This window comes from Aeromonas sp. MaB10011B (assembly GCF_017939325.1).
GTDB lineage: Bacteria > Pseudomonadota > Gammaproteobacteria > Enterobacterales > Aeromonadaceae > Aeromonas > Aeromonas caviae.
Genome location: NZ_JAGKRK010000029.1, coordinates 1 through 20430 on the forward strand (window position 1 = coordinate 1; position 20430 = coordinate 20430).

A 20430-nucleotide genomic window follows, 5' to 3' on the forward strand; every position below is an offset into this window, starting at 1 on the left:
CTGAGTTTACGACGTGCTACTTTCTCGTTGGTGGTCATACGGTGACTCCAGATAACACGGTAGGGGTACCGTTTTGTTATCCGGTTTGAAGCCGTATGACCACTCCCTTTTGTGGGCAACTGTCAGGTGAATACCATCTCCATACAAACCATCAACCCGGCCTAAGCCGGGTTGGTTATTTCAAAAGGTAGGAAAAATCAAAGCGCTTCCAGTCTGGCATACGCCGTCACCAGCCACTTGGCGCCGACGTCGTCGAACTGGATCTGCACCCGGCTCTGCTGGCCGACCCCTTCAAAGTTGAGCACTATCCCTTCGCCGAATTTCGGATGGAGCACCCGCTGGCCGAGCTTGATGCCGCTGGCGTCGAAGCTCTGCTGCACCTCATTCTGGCTAAAGCGGCCGTACTGGGTGGGGCGGCTGACCTGAGTGCGCAGCCGGATCTCTTCCAGACACTCGGCGGGCATTTCGCGGATAAAGCGGCTCGGTTTGTGGAACATCTCGCGGCCGTAGATGCGGCGGCTCTCCGCATAACAGATGTAGAGCTTCTCCATGGCGCGGGTCATGCCGACGTAACAGAGGCGCCGCTCCTCTTCCAGCCGGCCTGACTCCTCGGTGGATTGCTGGCTGGGGAACATGCCTTCCTCGACGCCGACCAGCAGCACCAGGGGATATTCCAGCCCCTTGGCGCTGTGCAATGTCATCAGCTGCACCGCATCGGCATATTCGTCCGCCTGATTCTCGCCGGATTCCAGCGCCGCATGGGCGAGGAAGGCGGAGAGATCGCTCATCTCTTCCAGCTCGTCCGGGCGCTGGTACTGACGGCAAGCGGTGACCAGTTCGTCCAGGTTCTCTACCCGCGCCTGGGATTTCTCGCCTTTTTCCGCCAGATACATCGCCTTGAGGCCGGAGTGCTGGATGACGATGTCCGCCTGCTGGTGCAGTGGCAGCAGGGAGACCTGCTCCTCCAGCGCGTCGATGAGATCCACAAAGCCGCGCACCGCGTTACCGGCGCGACCGGTCAGCACCTTGTCGCCCAGCAGGGTCTTGGCCGATTGCCACAGGTTGAGCCCCTGATCGCGGGCGTTGCCGCGCAGGATCTCGAGGGTGCGATCGCCGATGCCGCGGGTCGGGGTGTTGACCACCCGCTCGAAACTGGCGTCGTCGCCACGGTTGTTGATAAGCCGCAGGTAGGCCATGGCGTCCTTGATCTCTTGCCGCTCGAAGAAGCGCAGGCCGCCGTAGATGCGGTAGGGCATGGCGTCCTGCATCAGCGCCTCTTCCAGCACCCGCGACTGGGCGTTGGAGCGATAGAGGATGGCGCAGTCGGCCAACAGGCCCCCTTTTTCCTTCCAATCCTTGAGGCGGCCGACCACGAAGCGCGCTTCGTCCACCTCGTTGAAGGCGGCGTACAGCGAAATCGGCTCGCCCTCGGCCCCTTCGGTCCACAGCTCCTTGCCAAGGCGCTCCGCATTGTTGGCGATGACGCTGTTGGCGGCTTTGAGGATATTGGCGGTGGAGCGGTAGTTCTGCTCCAGGCGGATGGTCTGCGCCCCCTCATAGTCGGTCAGGAAACGCTGGATGTTCTCAATCTTGGCGCCGCGCCAGCCGTAGATGGACTGGTCATCGTCGCCGACGATCATCACCTTGCCGGTGTCGCCGGCCAGCATCCGCAGCCAGGCGTACTGGATGCCGTTGGTATCCTGGAACTCGTCCACCAGGATGTTCTGGAAGCGATCCCGGTAGTGCTCGAGGATGTGGGGCTTGTTCAGCCACAGCTCGTGGGCGCGCAGCAGGAGCTCGGCAAAATCCACCAGCCCGGAGCGATCGCAGGTCTCCTGATAGGTCTTGTAGATCTGCTGATAGGTGCGGGTGACGGGGTCGCCGTAAAGGTCGATGTCGCCGGGGCGCAGCCCCTCGTCCTTCTTGCCGTTGATGTAGCCCATCACGGCGCGCGGAGCCCAGTGCTTCTCGTCGAGGTTGAGCGCCTTGAGCACCCGGCGAATGAGGCGGTACTGGTCGTCGGAGTCGAGGATCTGGAAATCCTGTGGCAGCCCTGCATCCAGATGGTGGGCCCGCAGCAATCGGTGGGCGATGCCGTGGAAGGTGCCGATCCACATGCCGCGCACGCCGTCACCGATCACTTTTTCGACCCGGCCGCGCATCTCGGCCGCCGCCTTGTTGGTAAAGGTCACCGCGATGATGGAGAAGGGTGAACAGCGTTCCACCTGCATCAGCCAGGCGATACGGTGCACCAGCACCCGGGTCTTGCCCGAACCGGCACCGGCCAGCACCAGCAGGTTGCAACGGGGGGCCGCCACCGCGTCTCTTTGCTTGTCATTGAGCCCGTCGAGCAGGGTTGAAACGTCCATCACCACTCCTGTTTATTTATACAGGCGGGGATTATACGGCCTGAGCCGCCAGAGACCAACCGGCAGGATCAACGAAGGGGGCGGTGATAGTCCCGGTATTGGCCCAGTACCTCACCGGAAAAGCTGAGCAACCGGGCGCGGGGGGCATCCAGCACCTGCTGGACGGGATCAAATCGCAGTGAAGCGGCCAGCATGCGACCCTCAGGCAGGGTCACTTCCGTGTTCCCCATCACCAGCATGCCGTCCTGATAATGCCCATGCTCGAAGCGCACGATGACGTCATTGACCATCAAGGTGCCCTGCTTGAGCTGCAGTGATGCTCGTTGCATCTCTCGCAACGCAAACAGACTGGACAATGACGGACGCCCGCTGGGCATCCGCTGCAAGTATTCGTGGGTGGTCAATTGATATTGCAACTGACCCTGACGATCGAAGACACGCTCCCGATAATCGGTGTAGCGCGTCAGCATGCCGGCAGCCTGTGCCACCGGCATCCACAACAGGAGCGCCCCCGTCAGGAGCGCTCCCACTGGTTTACAGCTGATCGGCACAGTTGACCTTGTTGTCATCCAGGTCGGTACAGGAGACGAAGACCTTGTCAAAGGTCGACCCGGCCACCGGCGTCATCTGGGTTGACCAGTCATAACCCACCCCCTTGGCATAGATGGCGGTGTGGCTCTCCTGATCTTCCTGCATCCAGCCGATGTACTTCAGTGCGCCGCGATCGCTCTGGGCAAGTGCCTTGAACTCGTCGCTCGTGATGAGACACATGGGCTCTCCCATGGCCTTGGACAGCTCGGCATCCCGCGCCCCCACGGCGCCATCACAGCCGCCGGTCACCTTGATGGTCATGTCACTGCGATCCAGCATCTCATCGAAGAACGGCAGCACATTGATGTTGTACTTCACCCCCACCTCTTGAGGCTGCCAGCCCATGCCGGTATTGACGTATCGGGTCTCGACGCTTTCCCACTGGATAGTGGGCACAGTGCCTGCAAAGTGGTTCGCCAGCTCCTTGAGAGTCGCGGCATTGGCCTCGATCTCATCCTGGGTCAACGATTCGTCCAGCTTGCTCTGATCGATGGTCAGAGCGAGGCTCACCGCATCCTTCAACTGAGACTTGGCCTTGGCCAACCGTGCCTTGGCATCGTCGGTCAAACGGAAGAAATCGGCGTGCGCCACCAGCGCATCCGGCTCGATTTCCTGCTGACTGAACTGGGTCTCGAAGGTGCTGCTGCTCTCTTCATTGGTGGTGGTCGGCTGCATGCCCCAGGTGTCCTTGATGTGCATACGCGGCAAGGTCACTTCTTCCTGCTGGGTGACATAGGCGCTGTCCGGACCGTACTGGTAGGAGGCGGCGATGTTGAGGGCCGATGCCATCGCCATCGCAGACGCCCGCAGTGCCTTGGCACCGTCGAGGTTGAGGGTGACGGTATCGTTATCGCCATAGGTGGCGCTGTAATCCGGATCCTGGATATCGGCCAGGGCAGCCGCGACGTTTTCCAGGCTGTCGGCATAGGCGCCCATCAGCTTGGCCACGTCACGGGTATATCCCTTGCCACCTTTGAGCGCCACGGAGGCGGTGCCGGGGGTGTGGATGATGACATCCATCACCTTGGCCAGGCTGGTGCTGTAACCACTGCCAATGGCGGACGAGGTGAAGCCCAAGCGTTCAGCCACCACGGGGTTGTTGGTCACCTCCAGCATGGTCAGCATGGCCAGCACGATCTGGCGATCGGCCTTGCCGCTCTCACCGGTCTCGGCCTGCAGGGTCTCCTTGTACTCCTTGAACTTGCTCTCGACGTCCAGGTTTTTCAGATCGGTCAGTCCCTGCAGATCGCTCAGCACCTTGTCGACCGCCACGGAGCGGCCATTGACGCCAGCCAGGGTGGCGGAGAGGTGGGCTTTCGCCGCAGCCAGAGAGACGACGGCCTTGGTGAGGCCCGCTGTTTTCAGCGCCTCGACCAGGGAGGTGTTGAAGGCGTCATCGCTACCCAGTTCGACGATCCCCAGTTGCGCGACCTGCGCCTTGTCGAGGGTGATGCCGTTCTCCGGATTGCTGTCGCTGTCGAGCGTCTGCAGCAATGCCGCAATGCGGATCGCTTTCTCCTTGTCGTCACCCGCCAGGGTGTAAGGGGTCACCAGCGAGTTGCCCGCCTTGAGGGTCACCGCCCCCAGGCGCTGGTTGCCCAATGCGAATTCGCAGGTGTCGCCATCATCAAACAGGAATTCACCCTTGGCATTGGTGACACCGGTGTAATCGTTGCACCGATAGTCGAGGCCACCCACGACGGAATCCAGGAAGACGGCAGTGTGAAGAGGCTTGCTGCCGGTGTCGGTGCCACCGCCATTGTTGCCACCATTGCTGCCACCACCGTTATCGTCACCACCGCCCCCGCAAGCGGTCAACATGACACCGGACAACACACAAGCCACTGCCATACTCAGCACATTTTTTTTCATTTTTATCACCCGAACAAATGTAAAAAATACGGCCCCATCCCGGGGGCCAAGTTAATCCGGGTATAACCTAGCGTACCCATATGACAAACACCAATGCATTTCCATATGAGTGTGCTTGCCATCACGCAGGCCCCGAGCGAGCAGGAAAAACGGCCACAGACGACGGCCCTGGGAGGGAAAATAGCCACCCATCTTGGGCTGTCACACCCGGGGCGGATCTCCTGGCGATCAGCCAGCCAGCCCGCCAATGTGGCGTCGATGAGGCCGCAGGGCTGGTGCCGATGGAAGCCAGTTTTTTCATCAGGGGAGGAAAACGGTTGCGCCTAACGTCATGAATCCAAACACAAATGTCGATCGAGCCCTATTAATCCCGGAATTTAATTCTGCAAAAACACCATAAAACAAACACTTATAAGGCAATTTGCTTATATTTCAAACCGTTAACGCAAACGTTTTTCCTCTATGATCCCCTTGACCAACGGGCTGGCTCACTTACAGTTAGCCAGCGTGCTTTATGACCTGCCAAGACAGGTTGTGGACCCTCACATAACAATCAAGGATACGATCGTGACTAAAGTGCTCAAGCTGGCCACCGTGGCCGCCCTCACCCTCGCTGCCCTGTCCGCCCAGGCAGCCTCCGAGCCCGCCGTCATCTATGACACCGCAGGCAAATTCGACAAGTCCTTCAACGAAGCCGTGTTCCGCAACGGCGTCGAAGTCTACAACAAGGACAAAGGCGTCAAGGTCAAGGAGTTCGAACCCCAGAACGAAGCCCAGCGCGAGCAGGGCCTGCGTCGTCTGGCCAGCCGTGGCAACGGCCCCATCATCGCCGTCGGCTTCAACATGGGTTCCGCGGTAGAGAAAGTCGCCACCGAGTTCCCGAACACCCAGTTCACCATCATCGACATGGTGGTCGACAAGCCGAACGTCCAGTCTCTCATCTTCAAGGAGCATGAAGGTTCCTTCCTGGTGGGTGCCCTGGCGGCCATCGCCTCCAAGACCGGCAAGGTCGGCTTCGTGGGCGGCATGGACATCCCGCTGATCCGCAAGTTCCAGTGCGGCTATGAGCAAGGCGCCAAGTACATCAATCCGAAGATCGACGTCTATCAGAACATGACCGGCTCCACCCCGGCAGCCTTCGCCGACCCGGCCAAGGGTGCAGAACTGGCCAAGTCCCAGTTCGCCAAGGGCGCCGATGTGGTCTATGCCGCCGCCGGTGGCACCGGTATCGGTGTCTATCAGGCTGCCAAGGACGAAGGCAAGCTGGCCATCGGTGTGGATTCCAACCAGAACCACCTGCAACCGGGCACCATGCTGACCTCCATGGTCAAGTCCGTGGGTCTGGCCGCGTACAAGAGCTGGGATGACGCCGCCAAGGGCAGCTGGAAGCCGGGCATCCAGTCCCTGGGTCTGGCCGAAGGCGGGGTTGACTGGGCGCTGGACGAGAACAACGCCAAGCTGATCACCCCGGAAATGAAAGCCAAGGTCGAGAGCATCAAGGCCGACATCATCGCCGGCAAGATCAAGGTGCACGACTACATGAGCGACAACTCCTGCAAGTACTGAGTCCCTGCTACGACTCTCAACCAGTGATGACCGGCCCGCACGGGCCGGTTTTTAGTCTCTACTTCATGACCCGCAAGGACTGCATCATGGACCAGACAGATCGCTATGCCATCGAATTAAGGGGTATCGATAAGCGGTTCGGCGACGTGTACGCCAACAAGCAGATCGACCTTCAGGTTCGTAAAGGCAGCATTCACGGCATCGTCGGCGAAAATGGCGCCGGCAAGTCGACCCTGATGAGCATCATTTACGGTTTCTACCACGCCGACAGAGGCGAGATGCTGATCGACGGGAATCCGTTCAAACCCCATGGCTCCCAAGATGCGATTGCCGCAGGCGTGGGCATGGTGCACCAGCACTTCATGCTGGTGAACAACTTTACCGTATTGGAAAACGTCATCCTCGGCGCCGAGAACGGCTGGCGCCTGGGCAAGAGCCTGGCGGCCGCCGAGAAGCTGCTGGGCGAGCTGGCACGGGACTATGGTCTCGAGGTGCCGCTGCACGAGAAGGTCGAGGATCTGCCGGTGGGCCTGCAACAGCGGGTCGAGATCCTCAAGGCGCTCTATCGCGGTGCCCGCATCCTGATCCTCGACGAGCCCACCGGGGTACTGACCCCGCAAGAGGCGGATCACCTGTTCGAGGTGCTGAAAAAGCTGCGGGATCAGGGGGCGACCGTCATCCTCATTACCCACAAGCTGCGGGAGATCCTGGCCATCACGGATCAGGTCTCCATCATGCGCCGGGGTGAGATGGTGGCCCATGTCGCCACCAGGGATACCGACAAGGAGCAGCTCGCCGAGCTGATGGTGGGCCGCAAGGTGCGCCTCAAGGTCGACAAGGGCACCGCCCAGCCGGGCGAGGCCAAGCTCAAGGTCGAGGGCCTCTCTTACGTCGATGACGCCGGGGTGGAACGGGTCAAGTCCGTCAGCTTCGAAGTGCGGGCGGGGGAAGTGGTCGGCATCGCCGGGGTCTCCGGCAACGGCCAGTCCGAGCTGCTCAGCATGCTCGGCGGCATCCTCAAGCCCAGCAAGGGCGGCTTCACCATCGCCGGGGCGCAGCGCCACGAGGTGAGCCAGAGCCACCCGGCCGATCCGGAGCAGGTGCGCAACTTCGGCCTCGGCCACATCCCGGAAGACAGGCACAAGATGGGGCTCATCAACCGCTTCGAGGCGAAAGAGGCCTTCATCCTCGGCTATCACCGCCGTGCCCAGTACAACAAGGGCTGGCTGCAGGACAAGGAGGCGATCCGCCAGGATTGCCAGGCCAAGATGGACAAGTGGGACGTGCGCCCGCCGAGCCCGGAGCACAAGACCGCCAACTTCTCCGGCGGCAACCAGCAGAAGCTGGTGATCGCCCGGGAAGTGGAGCAGGACCCGGATGTGCTGCTGGTCGGCCAGCCGACCCGGGGCGTCGACATCGGCGCCATTGAGTACATCCACCAGCAGATCATCGCCATGCGCGACAATGGCAAGGCGGTGCTGCTGGTGTCGGTGGAGCTGGATGAGATCATGAGCCTCTCCGACCGCATTCTGGTCATCGCCGATGGCCGCATCGTCGGCGAGCTGGACGGCGCCAGGGCGGATGAACGCACCATCGGCCTGATGATGGCGAACATAGTTCCTGACGACGTGGCGGCAAGCCAATCACAAGGAGCCACATCATGAAGGTCACAACCACTTGTAACGGATTCGGCCTGATGATGGTCAACACACCAGTCCCCGACGATATCAAGGAGGCCCATTCATGAGCCAAGCACGTGTTCCTGCCTGGATATCCGTGGGCGTGCTGCCCGCAGTCAATATCCTGCTGGCCTTCCTGGTGTCGGCCATCCTGTTCTATTACCTCGACATCAGCCCCATCGAGGCAGCCGAAATCATGTGGTACGGCGCCTTCGGCACCGGCGAGGGGATAGGCTTCACCCTCTACTACGCCACCGGTTTCATCTTCACCGGTCTGGCGGTGGCGGTGGCCTTCCACGCCGGCCTGTTCAACATCGGCGGTGAAGGGCAGGCCTATATCGGCGGCCTCGGGGTCGGTCTGGTCTGTCTGCTGCTCGGGGACGTGCTGCCGTTCGCCCTGCTCCTGCCGCTCGCCATCATCGCCGGCGGCCTGTTCGGCGCGGCCTGGGCCTTCATCCCGGCCTGGCTGCAAGCCAAGCGGGGCAGCCACATCGTCATCACCACCATCATGTTCAACTTCATCGCCGCCTCCCTGATGGCCTACCTCTTGGTCGACGTCTTCAAGCCGCCAGGATCCATGGCCACCGAGAGCAAGGTGTTCGCCGTGGCGAGCTGGCTGCCGAAGATGAGCGAGCTGGCGGCCGGTTTCGGCATCGCCATGCCCAACAGCCCCCTCAACATCAGCTTCTTCTGGGCGCTGATCTGTGCGGCCCTGGTGTGGGTCTTCATCTGGCATACCCGCTGGGGCTACGAGATCCGCTCCGTGGGTGCGAGCCAGAGTGCCTCCGCCTATGCGGGCATCTCCTATCCCAAGGTGGTGATCCTGGCCATGGTGATCTCCGGCATGCTGGCGGGCTTCTTCGCCCTCAACGTGCTGCAGGGTGAGCTGCACCAGATCAAGCTCAACTTCGTGGAAGGCTTCGGCTTCACCGGCATCGCGGTGGCCCTGATGGGCCGCAACCACCCGGTCGGCGTCATCATCGCCAGCCTGCTGTTCGGCTTCCTCTACCAGGGCGGCGCCGAGCTCAGCTTCGAGTTCGGGGTGGACCGCAACATCGTCGTGGTGCTGCAGGGTCTGGTGATCCTGTTCTGCGGCGCCCTGGAGCACATGCTGCGCCCGCGCATCGAGCAGGCCTATCTGGCCTTTGCCAACCGTTCAGCCGCGCAAGTCAAAGGAGCCTGACCATGTTCGAAACGCTGATATTGATGCTGGATGCGACCATTCGTACCGCGCCTCCGCTCATCCTGGCGGCCATGGCCGGGATGTTTTGTGAACGCTCCGGGGTGGTCAACATCGCCCTGGAGGGCAAGCTGCTGGCCTCCGCCTTCGCCAGTGCGGCGGCCGCCGCCGTCACCGGTTCCGCCTGGATTGGGCTGGGGGTCGGGGTGGGGATCTCCATCCTGTTCGCCCTGCTGCACGGCTTCGCCACCATCACCCACCGGGGTGATCAGGTGGTGAGCGGCATGGCCATCAACATCCTGGCGGCCGGTCTCACCGTGACCCTGGGGCGCTACTGGTTCGATCAGGGGGGCCAGACCCCGGCGCTCTCCGGCGCGGCGCGCTTCGCCCCCATCGACCTGCCCTATGCCAAGGAGCTCTATGACGTGCCCGTCATCGGCCAGCTCTACAGCGAGCTCTTGAGCGGTCACTCCCTGCTGGAGTACGTGGCCTTCGCCGCCGTACCCCTGGCCTGGTGGGTGCTGTTCCGCACCCGCTTCGGCCTGCGGCTGCGGGCGGTGGGCGAGGCCCCGGCCGCGGTGGATACCGCAGGCATCTCCGTGGTGCGGATGCGCTACACCGCCCTCATCATCGGTGGCCTGCTGGCGGGGATCGGGGGCACCTATCTGGCGGTGGCCCAGACTGCCCAGTTCATCCCCAACATGAGCGCGGGCAAGGGCTTCATGGCGCTGGCGGCCCTGGTGTTCGGCAAGTGGCGCCCCTGGAACGCCATGGCGGCCTGTCTGCTGTTCGGCTTCCTCGACGCGGTCGCCATCCGGCTGCAAGGGGTCAGCATCGGCGATTTCCCGATCCCGGTGCAGGCCATCGAGGCGCTGCCCTACATCCTGACGGTCTTCCTGCTGGCCGGTTTCATCGGCAAGGCGGTGGCCCCCAAGGCCCTCGGCACCCCCTACGTCAAGGAGCGGGAATAGCCCCGCCCTTCATGCCATGCAAAAGGCCCGCACATGCGGGCCTTTTCTTTTTCGGGCGACGGCTCAGCCGATGGGCCGTACCAGGGCGGGTTGGTGGGGATCGCTGAGGCGCTCGGCCAGATAGTCCACCAGCAGCCGCACCTTGGGGGAGAGGTGGCGGTTGTGGGGATAGAGGGCCCAGATCCCCTCCTCGGGGGCCCGCAGCTCCGGCAGCAGCTCGATGAGCTCCCCCCGGGCGAGGTGGTCGCTCACGTAGTAGTCCGGCAGCTGGATGATGCCGATCCCCTTGATGGCCGCATCCAGCAGGGCGTGGCCGCTGTTACACTGAAGCAGACCGCGTACCCGCACGCTGTGGGGTTTACCGTTCAGGGTGAAGTGCCACTCGTCCCCGTTGCCCACCAGGCAGGTGTGACGGGCCAGCTCCGAGAGACTGTTGGGCATGCCGTGGCGGGCGGTGTAGGCGGGGGAGGCGCACACATAGGGTACCCGCTGCGCCAGCTTGCGGGCCACCAGGGTCGAATCCTTGAGGTGGCCGAGGCGGATCGCCAGATCGAACCCCTCGTGCACCAGATCCAGCAACTGGTTGGTGAGATTGAGGGTCACCTCCAGCTGGGGGAAGCGCACCATGAAGTCGTTCACCAGGGGGGCGATGCGGCTCTCGCCGTAGGAGACCGGGGCCGTGATGCGCAAGGAGCCCTGGGGCACCGCCTGATAACGCCCCACCGCCAGCTCCGCCTCGTAGAGGTTGTCCAGCAACTGGCGGCAGTGGCGAAAATAGATCTCCCCGAGTTCGGTGAGTCGCACCTGGCGGGTGGTGCGCAGCAGCAGCTTGGCCTGCAGCCTGTCTTCGAGCTGCGCCACCTGGCGGCTCACCTGGGCCACCGATACCCCGAGCTTGCGTGCGGCCGGGGTAAAGCCCCCCTGCTCCGCCACGCTGACAAATTCACAGACCCCTTCCCAGCCGAACATTATTACCTGTGTGTAAAAGTGATTTGATACTTAGCGTTATTATCACCAAATCGGCGGGAAACTACACTGGATCTCCGAACTCATTTCCGTTCATCCAACCACTACGAGGACGTCATTCATGGCACAGGTTCAGAGCATCAAGTGTAAAGCCGCCATCGCCTGGGGACCGGGTCAGCCCCTCTCCATCGAAGAGGTCGAGGTCATGCCGCCACAGGCCGGCGAGGTGCGGGTGCGCATCGTCGCGACCGGCGTCTGCCACACCGATGCCTTCACCCTCTCCGGTGAAGATCCGGAAGGGGTCTTCCCCTGCATCCTGGGCCATGAAGGGGGCGGTATCGTCGAGTCCGTTGGCGAAGGCGTCACCAGCGTCAAGGTCGGCGATCACGTGATCCCGCTCTACACCCCCGAGTGCGGCGAGTGCAAGTTCTGCAAATCCGGCAAGACCAACCTGTGCCAGAAGATCCGCGCCACCCAGGGCAAGGGGCTGATGCCGGACGGCACCACCCGCTTCTCCAAGGACGGCCAGCCCATCTACCACTACATGGGCACCTCCACCTTCAGCGAATACACGGTACTGCCCGAGATCTCCATCGCCAAGGTGGATCCGGCCGCCCCCCTGGAAGAGGTCTGCCTGCTGGGCTGCGGCGTCACCACCGGCATCGGCGCCGTGATGAACACCGCCAAGGTGAAAGAGGGTGAGAGCGTCGCCATCTTCGGGCTGGGGGGCATCGGCCTCTCTGCCATCATAGGCGCTCGCCTGGCCAAGGCCGGCCGCATCATCGCCATCGACATCAACGAGAGCAAATTCGAGCTGGCCCGCAAGCTGGGCGCCACCGACTGCATCAACCCGAACACGTTCGACAAGCCCATTCAGGAGGTGATCGTCGAGATGACCGACGGCGGCGTCGACTTCTCCTTCGAGTGCATCGGCAACGTCAAGGTGATGCGCGCGGCGCTGGAGTGCTGCCACAAGGGCTGGGGCGAATCGGTCATCATCGGCGTGGCCGGCGCGGGCCAGGAGATCAGCACCCGTCCGTTCCAGCTGGTCACCGGCCGGGTGTGGCGCGGCAGCGCCTTCGGGGGCGTGCGCGGTCGCAGCGAGCTGCCGAGCTACGTACAGCGCTACATGCAGGGTGAGTTCAAGCTGGACGACTTCATCACCCACACCATGCCCCTCGAGCAGATCAACGAGGCGTTCGATCTGATGCACGAAGGCAAGAGCATCCGCACCGTCATCCACTACTGATCCCATGAGCGCCCCGCCCATCGATGCATGGGCGGGGCAAGGAGTCCTTACATGAATCTGGACATCATCAGCAGCAACAAGAGCTTCGGCGGCTGGCACAAGCAGTATCGCCACCGCTCCAATGTGCTGGGGTGCGAGATGCGCTTCGCCATCTACCTGCCGCCCCAGGCACTCACCGGCCAGAAAGTCCCGGTGCTCTACTGGCTCTCCGGTCTCACCTGCACCGACGAGAACTTCATGCAAAAAGCCGGGGCCCAGCGCATCGCCGCCGAGCTCGGCATCGCTCTGGTAGCGCCGGACACCAGCCCCCGCGGTGAAGGGGTGGCGGACGATCCCGGCTATGACCTCGGCAAGGGGGCGGGGTTCTACGTCAACGCCACCCAGACCCCCTGGCGGGATCACTACCAGATGTACGATTACGTCACCCGGGAGCTGCCCGAGCTCATCGAGACCCACTTCCCGGTCTCGACGAAGCGCGCCATCAGCGGCCACTCCATGGGGGGCCACGGCGCCCTCATCGCCGCCCTGCGCGAGCCGGGTCGCTACCGCTCGGTGTCGGCCTTCAGCCCCATCAGCCACCCGAGCCGCTGCCCCTGGGGCCAGAAGGCCCTCGGCGCCTACCTCGGCAACAACCCCCTGCTGTGGCAGGAGTGGGATGCCTGCCAACTGCTGCGCCACCACGACAGCCCGCCCCTGCCGACCCTGGTGGACGTGGGGCTGGACGACCCCTTCCTGGCGGAGCAGCTCGGCATCGACACCCTGGCCGAAGTGGCCGCCACCCGGGCGTGGCCCCTGACGCTCAACCGCCATGCCGGCTACGACCACAGCTATTACTTCGTGGCGAGCTTCATCGAGGCACACCTGCGCTTTCACGCCAACCACCTGGGCGAACCGGCCTGAGGCTGATCCGCTCGTGGCCGCCCCGTCAGCGGGCGGCCATTCACCCGGAAACAGGAGACAAGGATGCCTCTCTTCACCACATTGCTGGCCATGCCTGATCAGTTCGAGCGGCTGCTGGCACAGGTCCCCACCGACCGTCTGGACTGGGAACCCGCCAACTGGGCCGGGATCCCCTCCGAGCGTTTCAGTGCCAGGGGGCACCTCTGCCACCTGCTGGACATCGAGGTGCTGGGCTATCAGGTGCGGTTTCGTCGCACCCTGGCGGAGAGCCTGCCGGAACTCGCCTCCCTCGATGGTTATCAGCTGGCGCTGGACCATGATTACCCCCGACAGGATACCGCCACGCAGCTCGACCGCTTTCGCACCGTCCGCCTGCAGACCGTCGAATGGCTGAAGACGGTGCCGTCCGACGCCTGGCAGCGCCGCGCCCGCTATGGCGGCTATGGGGAGGTGACCCTGGACGGTCTGGTGCGCCTGCTCATCAGCCATGACCACCAGCACCTCGCCGGCATGCAGTGGCTGCTGATGCGCCTGAACGCCGATCTGGGCCTCGCACTCCCCCTCGAGTGAGGCGTCGCCCCACAGTGTCGCATCCTGCAAAAAAGGCCCCGAGGGGCCTTTTTCATTGTTGCGGTGATGGGATCAGCTCCCCAACCGACTCACCTGACCCGAGCCCGCGATCTCGCTGGTCAGCGCTGGGCTGCCCCAGTAGTTGACCGCACCGGCACCAGCGATCTCTATCTTGAGCCGCGACCGGGCCCGCACCTCGACCTCGCCACTGCCGGCGATGCTCACCTCGACCTCCTCGCTGGCGAGCCCGGCCCCCTTGACGCCACCGGCGCCGGCGATGTTCAGCGCCATCACCCGGGCGGAGCCCTGCCCCAGATCCAGGTTGCCCAGCCCGGCGATGTTGCCCTCCAGCCGATCCAGCGTCAGCCCGCTGGCGACGATGTCCCCCGTGCCCGCCAGGGAGAGCACCAGATCATCCCCCTTGAAGTCGCGCAAGGTGCCGTTGCCAACTCCCGCCAGTGCCAACTCGTGCAGCGTCGGCAGGGGGATGGTGATCTCCAGCGGCTGGGTGGGGTCGAGCCGGTAGCCATCCTTGACCTCGATCTCCAGCTTCTCCCCCTGCTCGGTGAGTACCAGATAGGGCAGCAGGTTGGCCTCCCCCTTGACCCTGAGGGTGTGGCTCTCTCCCGCCACCAGGTACAGGTTGGCGGGCACGCCCGCCAGCACCCGGGTCACCTCCCGCCCCAGGGGATGCTGCTGCTCCACCACGGCCCCCTCCCCGCGCACCTTGACGTCATCCTGCCAGCTGCATCCGGTCAGTCCCAGGGCCAGCACCACTCCCAGCATCCATTTCATCCCGCTACTCCTCGTTTCCTCTTTGCCGCACGGCGCGGCAGGTGAGTGGCAATCAGCAAACCCTGTGCCATATGGTTAACATCATGATTTATCTATCCATTTCAATATTTCGAGGCTCGAAGGGCACACAACAAAGAGTCATTCAGACCACAATCTGGTCAATCTGACCACACCCGAAGGGGGGTGTTGACCCATTTTTTTGGTTGCCGCCCCGGTTCGTTGAGCCAATAGTGATACCTGGTGCGTATAGAGCACTCCATCGCTGCTTCACCCGCCAGAATCAACAAGGAGTCAGAGCGTGACCCAAGCCAGCCACTCATTCGTCCATCCGGGCCTGCCTGCCCCCACCCGCACCCCGCTGCTGACCGGCGACGATCCCGACCACAAGCGCCGCGAGCTGCTCGCCTACTTCTGCCAGACCTTCGATCTCTACGACTCGCTGTTCGACTGCCTGGCCGACGAGCGGGCCTGGTTCAACAAGGCGATCCCCCTGCGCCACCCGCTCATCTTCTACTACGGCCATACCGCCGCCTTCTTCGTCAACAAGCTGTTGGCGGCCCGTCTCATCGAGAGTCGGCTCGACCCCCGCATCGAGGCCCTGGTCGCCATCGGGGTGGACGAGATGAGCTGGGACGATCTGGACGAAACCCACTACGACTGGCCCACGGTGGCCGAACTGCGCGCCTACCGCGGCCGGGTGCGCGCCCTGGTGTGTGATTTCATCGAGCGGATGCCGATCGAGCTGCCCATCCATTGGCAGAGCCCAGCCTGGGTCATCCTGATGGGCATAGAGCACGAGCGCATTCACCTCGAGACCTCCAGTGTGCTGATCCGCCAGCTGCCCCTGGCCTGGGTGCGCAGCCAGCCCCAGTGGCCGGTCTGCCCCGAGGCGCGCCACGATCTCGCCGCCGTCCCCGTCAACACCCTGCTGCCGGTGGCCGGCGGCCAGGTGCGACTCGGCAAGCAGGATGCCACCTACGGCTGGGACAACGAATACGGCGAGCGCCACATCGAGCTGGCCCCCTTCCAGGCCAGCCGTATGCTGGTGAGCAACGCCGAGTACCTGGCCTTCGTGCAGGCAGGCGGATATGAAGCGCCCGGCTGGTGGGACGACGAGGGCCGGGGCTGGCGCCAGTATGCCAACGCCCGCATGCCCACCTTCTGGGTCGGCGATCCCAATGAACCCGAGCAGTTGCAACTGCGGCTGATGACCGAGCAGGTCCCCATGCCCTGGGACTGGCCGGTGGAGGTGAACCAGCTGGAGGCCGCCGCCTTCTGCCGCTGGAAGGCGGATCAGACCGGCCTTCCCATCCAGTTGCCAAGCGAGGGGGAGTGGATGCTGCTGCGGGAGCAACTGGCCGGCGATCAGCCGGACTGGATGGAGGCCCCCGGCAACATCAACCTGGCCCGCTTCGCCTCCTCCTGCCCGGTGGATGCCTGCCCCCAGGGCAGCTTCTTCGATCTGGTTGGCAACGTCTGGCAGTGGACCAGCACCGCCATCGACGGCTTCGAGGGGTTCAAGGTGCACCCCCTCTACGACGACTTCTCCACCCCCACCTTCGACGGCAAGCACACCCTCATCAAGGGCGGGAGCTGGATCAGCACCGGCAACGAGGCACTCAAATCCTCCCGCTACGCCTTCCGTCGCCACTTCTTCCAGCACGCGGGCTTCCGCTACCTGGTCTCACGCCATCAGGAGCCCGTCATCGTGAACCCTTATGAAACCGACACGCTCGTCGCCCAGTATCTCGACTTCCAGTACGGCCCGAGCCACTTCGGGGTCGCCAACTACGCCGAGGCTCTGGCCGGTCTTGCCAGCGAGCTCTGCACCCGCCATGAGCGGGCGCTCGACATCGGCTGCGCCACCGGCCGCGCCAGCTTCGAACTGGCTCGCAGCTTCGCCCACGTGGACGGGGTGGACTACTCGGCCCGCTTCATCGACGTGGCCCTGACCCTGGCAAGACAGGACAGCTTCCGCTACGCGGTGCCGGTGGAAGGGGATCTGGTGGAATATTGCGAGGCGCGCCTCTCCCGCCACGAGCTCGGTCGCGGGCAGAGCGAGCGGGTCCACTTCAGCCAGGGGGATGCCTGCAACCTCAAGCCCAGGTACGGCGACTACGACCTGGTGCTCGCCTCCAACCTCATCGACCGGCTGCGGGAGCCCGCCCGCTTCCTGCGGGACATCGCCCCGCGCCTTCGCAGCGGCGGCCTGCTGGTGCTCACCAGCCCCTACACCTGGCTGACCGACTACACCCCCAAGGCCAACTGGCTCGGCGGCATCCGGGAAAACGGCGAGGCCCTCGGCACCTATCAGGCGCTGCAACGGCTGCTGGCGGAGGAGTTCGAGGAGCACATGCCCCCGAGGGACGTCCCCTTCGTCATCCGCGAGACCGCCCGCAAGTACCAGCACACGGTGGCCCAGCTCACCGTCTGGCGCAAACGCTGACGACGCGGCAAACGAAAGAGGGAGGCCCATGGCCTCCCTCTTCTTTATCCGGACCGCTTACCCCTCCTGAACCTGGGGCACCGCCTCCTGCTCGCGGTAGCGGCGGGCCAGCACGGCGCACACCATCAGCTGGATCTGGTGGAAGATCATCAGCGGCAGCACCATGACACCGACGCTGGCGGCGGGGAACATGACGTTCGCCATGGGCACCCCGTTGGCCAGGCTCTTCTTGGAGCCACAGAAGACGATGGTGATCTCGTCCGCCCTGTTGAAGCCGAGGCGGCGGCTGATCCAGACGTTCCAGCCCAGCACCAGTGCCAGCAGCACGCAGCTCAGCAGCACGATACTGGCCAAATCATACCAGCCGACCTGGTGCCAGATCCCCTGCACCACCGCCTCGCTGAAGGCCACATAGACCACCAGCAGGATGGAGCTCTGGTCCAGCTTGCCGATGAGCGGGCGATGGCTGTCGACCCAGCCACCGATGAGGGGGCGTGACAGGTGCCCCACCACGAAGGGCAGCATCAGCTGCACCATGATGGCCTGAATGGAGTGCCAGGTATCGACCCCCTCCCCCTGCACATTGATCATCAGCCCCACCAGCACCGGCGAGAGGAAGATGCCGAGGATGCTGGAAGCCGAGGCGCTGCACACCGCCGCCGACACATTGCCCCCCGCCATGGAGGTGAAGGCGATGGCCGACTGCACGGTGGCGGGCAGGGCACAGAGGTAGAGGAAACCGAGGTAGATGGCCGGGCTCAGCCAGTGGGGCACCAGTGGAGTGAGCAGCAGCCCCAGCAGCGGAAACAGCACGAAGGTGCTGGCCATCACCACCAGGTGCAGCCGCCAGTGGCCGAGGCCCGCCAGCAGGTTCTGGCGCGACAGCTTGGCGCCATGCATGAAGAACAAGAGCGCCACCGCCAGCTTGGTCAGCAGACCGAACCAGACGGCTACCTGCCCCTCGCAGGGGAAGAAGGAGGCCAGGGCCACCACGGCAATCAGCACAGAGGTAAAAGGATCCAGACGCACGGGGAGTCTCCAGAGAAAGCGCGTCCCGCACGGGATGGGGACGACAGGGCACGGGGAAGGCGTCATCAGGCGGCGACCCCGGATACGAAGGGACAAGCTTACCCCGAACACCCTGTGGTGCAAAGTTGAGCGGCAGCTTCATTTGTTTCATTTTGTTAAACGATAACGCGCATTCTCACAGCAAAACTAAACGATTTTGCCCCTCCGGCCCCGGATCCGGCCAACAAAAAACGGGCGACCAAGGTCGCCCGTCTCCTGTTTGCCACATGCCGGTCAGCGCTGGCTGGCCAGGGGGCCGCTGCCCGCTTTCTTCTCGTTGCCACCTGACTTGCGGGCCTGCCGCTTCTCGAAGCGGGAGATCCACCAGTAGGCCAGCGCCGAGAAGACCGCGGTCATGAAGACGTTGATGAAGAAGGCGCGCACCAGATCCACCCCGGCCGGGAAGGCGGAGGCACTCATGCTCACCACGAAAATGGCGATCAGCACCGACACCACCCCCATCCCGAAGGTGCGCGACCCCATGCGGAAGTCGCGCGGGGTGTCGTCATGTTTCCAGCGGAACACGAAGTAGGCCACCATGATGAAGATCGGTGGCAGCATGGCGGTGCCGGCGGTGAGGTTGATGGCGGTGTTCATCATCTGCTGCACCGATTCCGAGCCGAAGCCGTTGACCACCAGCATCGCGAACACGAAGACAAACTGCCACCAGGCGGCGCGCACCGGCACCCCGTGCTCGTTGAGCTGGGTGGTCTTCTCGCCGTAAACCCCCTTCGGGATCTCGGAGAAGTGGATCTTCACCGGCGCCGAGGTCCACATCATCATGGAGCCGAACATGGCGATGAACAGCACCACGCCGACGAAGCGGCCCACCAGCGCCTCGGAGAGCCCGAAGTACTGGGCCATGCCGGTGAAGATCTCCACCATGCCGCCGGCATAGGTGAGGCTCTCGCGCGGCACGAACACGTTCACCAAAAGGGAACCGACCGCATACATGGCACCGATGACGATACCGGCACTGATGATCACCTTGATGAAGGACTTCTGGCCCCCCTTCACGTCATTGAGGTAGGCCGCTGCGGTCTCGGCACCGCCCGCCGCCTGGAAGATCCAGCACATGATGCCGAGGGTCGCCCAGTTGACGGTAGGGGTCATCGCCTCCAGCGTGATGGGCTGGGCCGGTACATGATCGCCACTCAAAGCCATCAGGGCGCCCAGCACATAGATGGCGAACAGGGCGAAGACGCCGTAGGCCACTATTTCGGCAATCTTGCCAAGCCAGCTCGCCCCCTTGGTGGAGATGTGGGTCGCCGCCGCAAACAGCACGATGGAGATGACCGAGGTGACCATGGGCGAGAAGCTGTACTCATAGCCCAGCATGGCGTAGGAGGCGTAGGCGATGACGTTGGGCAGCAGGGAGACGAACCAGAACAGGTTCACGAACCAGTAGAGAAACGAGCCCAGATAGGCCATCCGGGTGCCGAGCGGTTTTTTCAGCCAGTCGTACATCCCCGACTCGGAGTTTTTGTTGGCCGAGACGAACTCGGCAATGATGAAGACGAACGGGATGAAGTAGACGAGGGTCGCCAGCAGGAAGATGGGGGCGGAACTGAGCCCCAGCTCGATGTTGTTGTTGACGATGTTGCGCACGTTGAACACGGCGGCAAAGGTCATCGACAACAGGGCAAACTTGCCTATGGTGCCGCGTACGGATTCAGACATGGTGTCCTCCAGTGGACTCGCGCTCCCTGCGGGTAACGCTGTGACTCTGTGATGTGTTTGGCAAGGGTCTGTCGACCCTGCCCTTTACTCTCTTGTTATGAGCGGGCCGCGTGGACGGCCTCGTTGGTGAACCGGTGCAATCACCCGCACCGGCTCGCAATACCATTCAGACGATCGGAGTGCCCGGCGCCATCGGCACCCGCGGTTGCAGCAGCACACTCTGGCTCTCGTCCGGGGTCTCGGCGCAGAGCAACATGCACTCGGATCGCTCACCGCGCATTTTGGTGGGCTTAAGGTTGGTCAGTACCACCACCTCGCTGCCCATCAGCTCCTCTTCGCTGTAGTAAGGCACCAGACTGGTGACGGTCTGCAGCGGCCGCTCGCCACCCACGTCGATCTGGACGATATAGAGTTTGTCGGCCCGGGGTGGCGCACCACCTCCAGCACCTTGCCCACCTTCATCTCGACCCGTTTGAATTCGGCAAACTCGATCGTCTCGCTCATGCACTTTTCCTTTTCTGGTTCAAC

Annotated in this window: 15 protein-coding genes and 1 pseudogene; 8 read left to right on the top strand and 8 right to left on the bottom strand. The window is 63.3% G+C overall.

The window, feature by feature from the left end:
• Positions 1-197 precede the first annotated feature (197 nt).
• The 3 genes from uvrD to J9893_RS09500 form a co-directional block, all read right to left on the bottom strand.
• Positions 198-2369 carry a DNA helicase II gene (uvrD, locus tag J9893_RS09490; RefSeq protein WP_143238214.1) on the bottom strand — a complete coding sequence of 724 codons (2172 nt, stop codon included), beginning with the start codon at positions 2367-2369 and terminating at the stop codon, positions 198-200.
• Positions 2370-2437: 68 nt separating this feature from the next.
• Positions 2438-2899 carry a hypothetical protein gene (locus J9893_RS09495; protein ID WP_124244684.1) on the bottom strand — a complete coding sequence of 154 codons (462 nt, stop codon included), beginning with the start codon at positions 2897-2899 and terminating at the stop codon, positions 2438-2440.
• 4 nt (positions 2900-2903) lie between these two features.
• On the bottom strand, positions 2904-4811 hold the full coding sequence (locus tag J9893_RS09500; protein WP_143238215.1) for a hypothetical protein: 1908 nt from the start codon (positions 4809-4811) through the stop codon (positions 2904-2906).
• A gap of 588 nt (positions 4812-5399) precedes the next feature.
• On the opposite strand from J9893_RS09500, the gene J9893_RS09505 reads away from it, so the two are divergent.
• The 4 genes from J9893_RS09505 to J9893_RS09520 all read left to right on the top strand — a co-directional run bounded on the left by J9893_RS09505 (position 5400) and on the right by J9893_RS09520 (position 10228).
• Positions 5400-6398 (top strand): BMP family ABC transporter substrate-binding protein, encoded by a 999-nt coding sequence (locus J9893_RS09505; RefSeq protein ID WP_210600830.1) that lies wholly within the window; start codon positions 5400-5402, stop codon positions 6396-6398.
• Positions 6399-6484: 86 nt separating this feature from the next.
• On the top strand, positions 6485-8062 hold the full coding sequence (locus J9893_RS09510) for an ABC transporter ATP-binding protein (RefSeq protein ID WP_210600829.1): 1578 nt from the start codon (positions 6485-6487) through the stop codon (positions 8060-8062).
• A 79-nt stretch (positions 8063-8141) separates the two neighbouring features.
• Entirely contained in the window at positions 8142-9260 is a 1119-nt protein-coding gene (locus J9893_RS09515; RefSeq protein ID WP_109112064.1) for an ABC transporter permease, read from the top strand.
• 2 nt (positions 9261-9262) lie between these two features.
• The gene (locus J9893_RS09520; protein ID WP_109112063.1) at positions 9263-10228 is read left to right on the top strand and encodes an ABC transporter permease; all 966 of its coding nucleotides are present in this window, start codon (positions 9263-9265) and stop codon (positions 10226-10228) included.
• A gap of 63 nt (positions 10229-10291) precedes the next feature.
• Here J9893_RS09520 and J9893_RS09525 read toward each other — a convergent pair whose 3' ends face one another.
• Positions 10292-11197, bottom strand: coding sequence for a LysR substrate-binding domain-containing protein (locus J9893_RS09525; protein ID WP_041212136.1), 906 nt, complete (start codon positions 11195-11197; stop codon positions 10292-10294).
• A 118-nt stretch (positions 11198-11315) separates the two neighbouring features.
• Here J9893_RS09525 and J9893_RS09530 point away from each other — a divergent pair, with 118 nt between their 5' ends.
• The 3 genes from J9893_RS09530 (at position 11316) to J9893_RS09540 (ending at position 13913) form a co-directional block, all read left to right on the top strand.
• Positions 11316-12443, top strand: a complete 1128-nt coding sequence (locus tag J9893_RS09530; RefSeq protein WP_010672469.1) for an S-(hydroxymethyl)glutathione dehydrogenase/class III alcohol dehydrogenase — start codon at positions 11316-11318, stop codon at positions 12441-12443.
• A gap of 51 nt (positions 12444-12494) precedes the next feature.
• Positions 12495-13343 carry an S-formylglutathione hydrolase gene (gene fghA, locus J9893_RS09535; protein ID WP_210600828.1) on the top strand — a complete coding sequence of 283 codons (849 nt, stop codon included), beginning with the start codon at positions 12495-12497 and terminating at the stop codon, positions 13341-13343.
• Positions 13344-13406: 63 nt separating this feature from the next.
• Positions 13407-13913, top strand: coding sequence for a DinB family protein (locus J9893_RS09540; RefSeq protein ID WP_210600827.1), 507 nt, complete (start codon positions 13407-13409; stop codon positions 13911-13913).
• Positions 13914-13985: 72 nt separating this feature from the next.
• Here the strand turns inward: J9893_RS09540 and J9893_RS09545 are convergent, their stop codons facing one another.
• Positions 13986-14708, bottom strand: coding sequence for a DUF2807 domain-containing protein (locus J9893_RS09545; protein ID WP_210600826.1), 723 nt, complete (start codon positions 14706-14708; stop codon positions 13986-13988).
• Between the two features lie 298 nt (positions 14709-15006).
• On the opposite strand from J9893_RS09545, the gene ovoA reads away from it, so the two are divergent.
• A complete protein-coding gene (gene ovoA / locus J9893_RS09550; RefSeq protein WP_143238217.1) occupies positions 15007-17154 on the top strand; it encodes a 5-histidylcysteine sulfoxide synthase in 2148 nt (715 codons plus the stop codon).
• A 57-nt stretch (positions 17155-17211) separates the two neighbouring features.
• On the opposite strand, the gene J9893_RS09555 is transcribed toward ovoA, so the two are convergent.
• The 3 genes and pseudogenes from J9893_RS09555 to J9893_RS09565 form a co-directional block, all read right to left on the bottom strand.
• Positions 17212-18183 (bottom strand): bile acid:sodium symporter family protein, encoded by a 972-nt coding sequence (locus J9893_RS09555; protein WP_143238218.1) that lies wholly within the window; start codon positions 18181-18183, stop codon positions 17212-17214.
• Between the two features lie 273 nt (positions 18184-18456).
• Positions 18457-19902, bottom strand: coding sequence for an amino acid permease (locus tag J9893_RS09560; protein WP_143238219.1), 1446 nt, complete (start codon positions 19900-19902; stop codon positions 18457-18459).
• 166 nt (positions 19903-20068) lie between these two features.
• Positions 20069-20406: pseudogene (locus tag J9893_RS09565) on the bottom strand (tRNA-binding protein).
• Between the last annotated feature and the right edge of the window lie 24 nt (positions 20407-20430).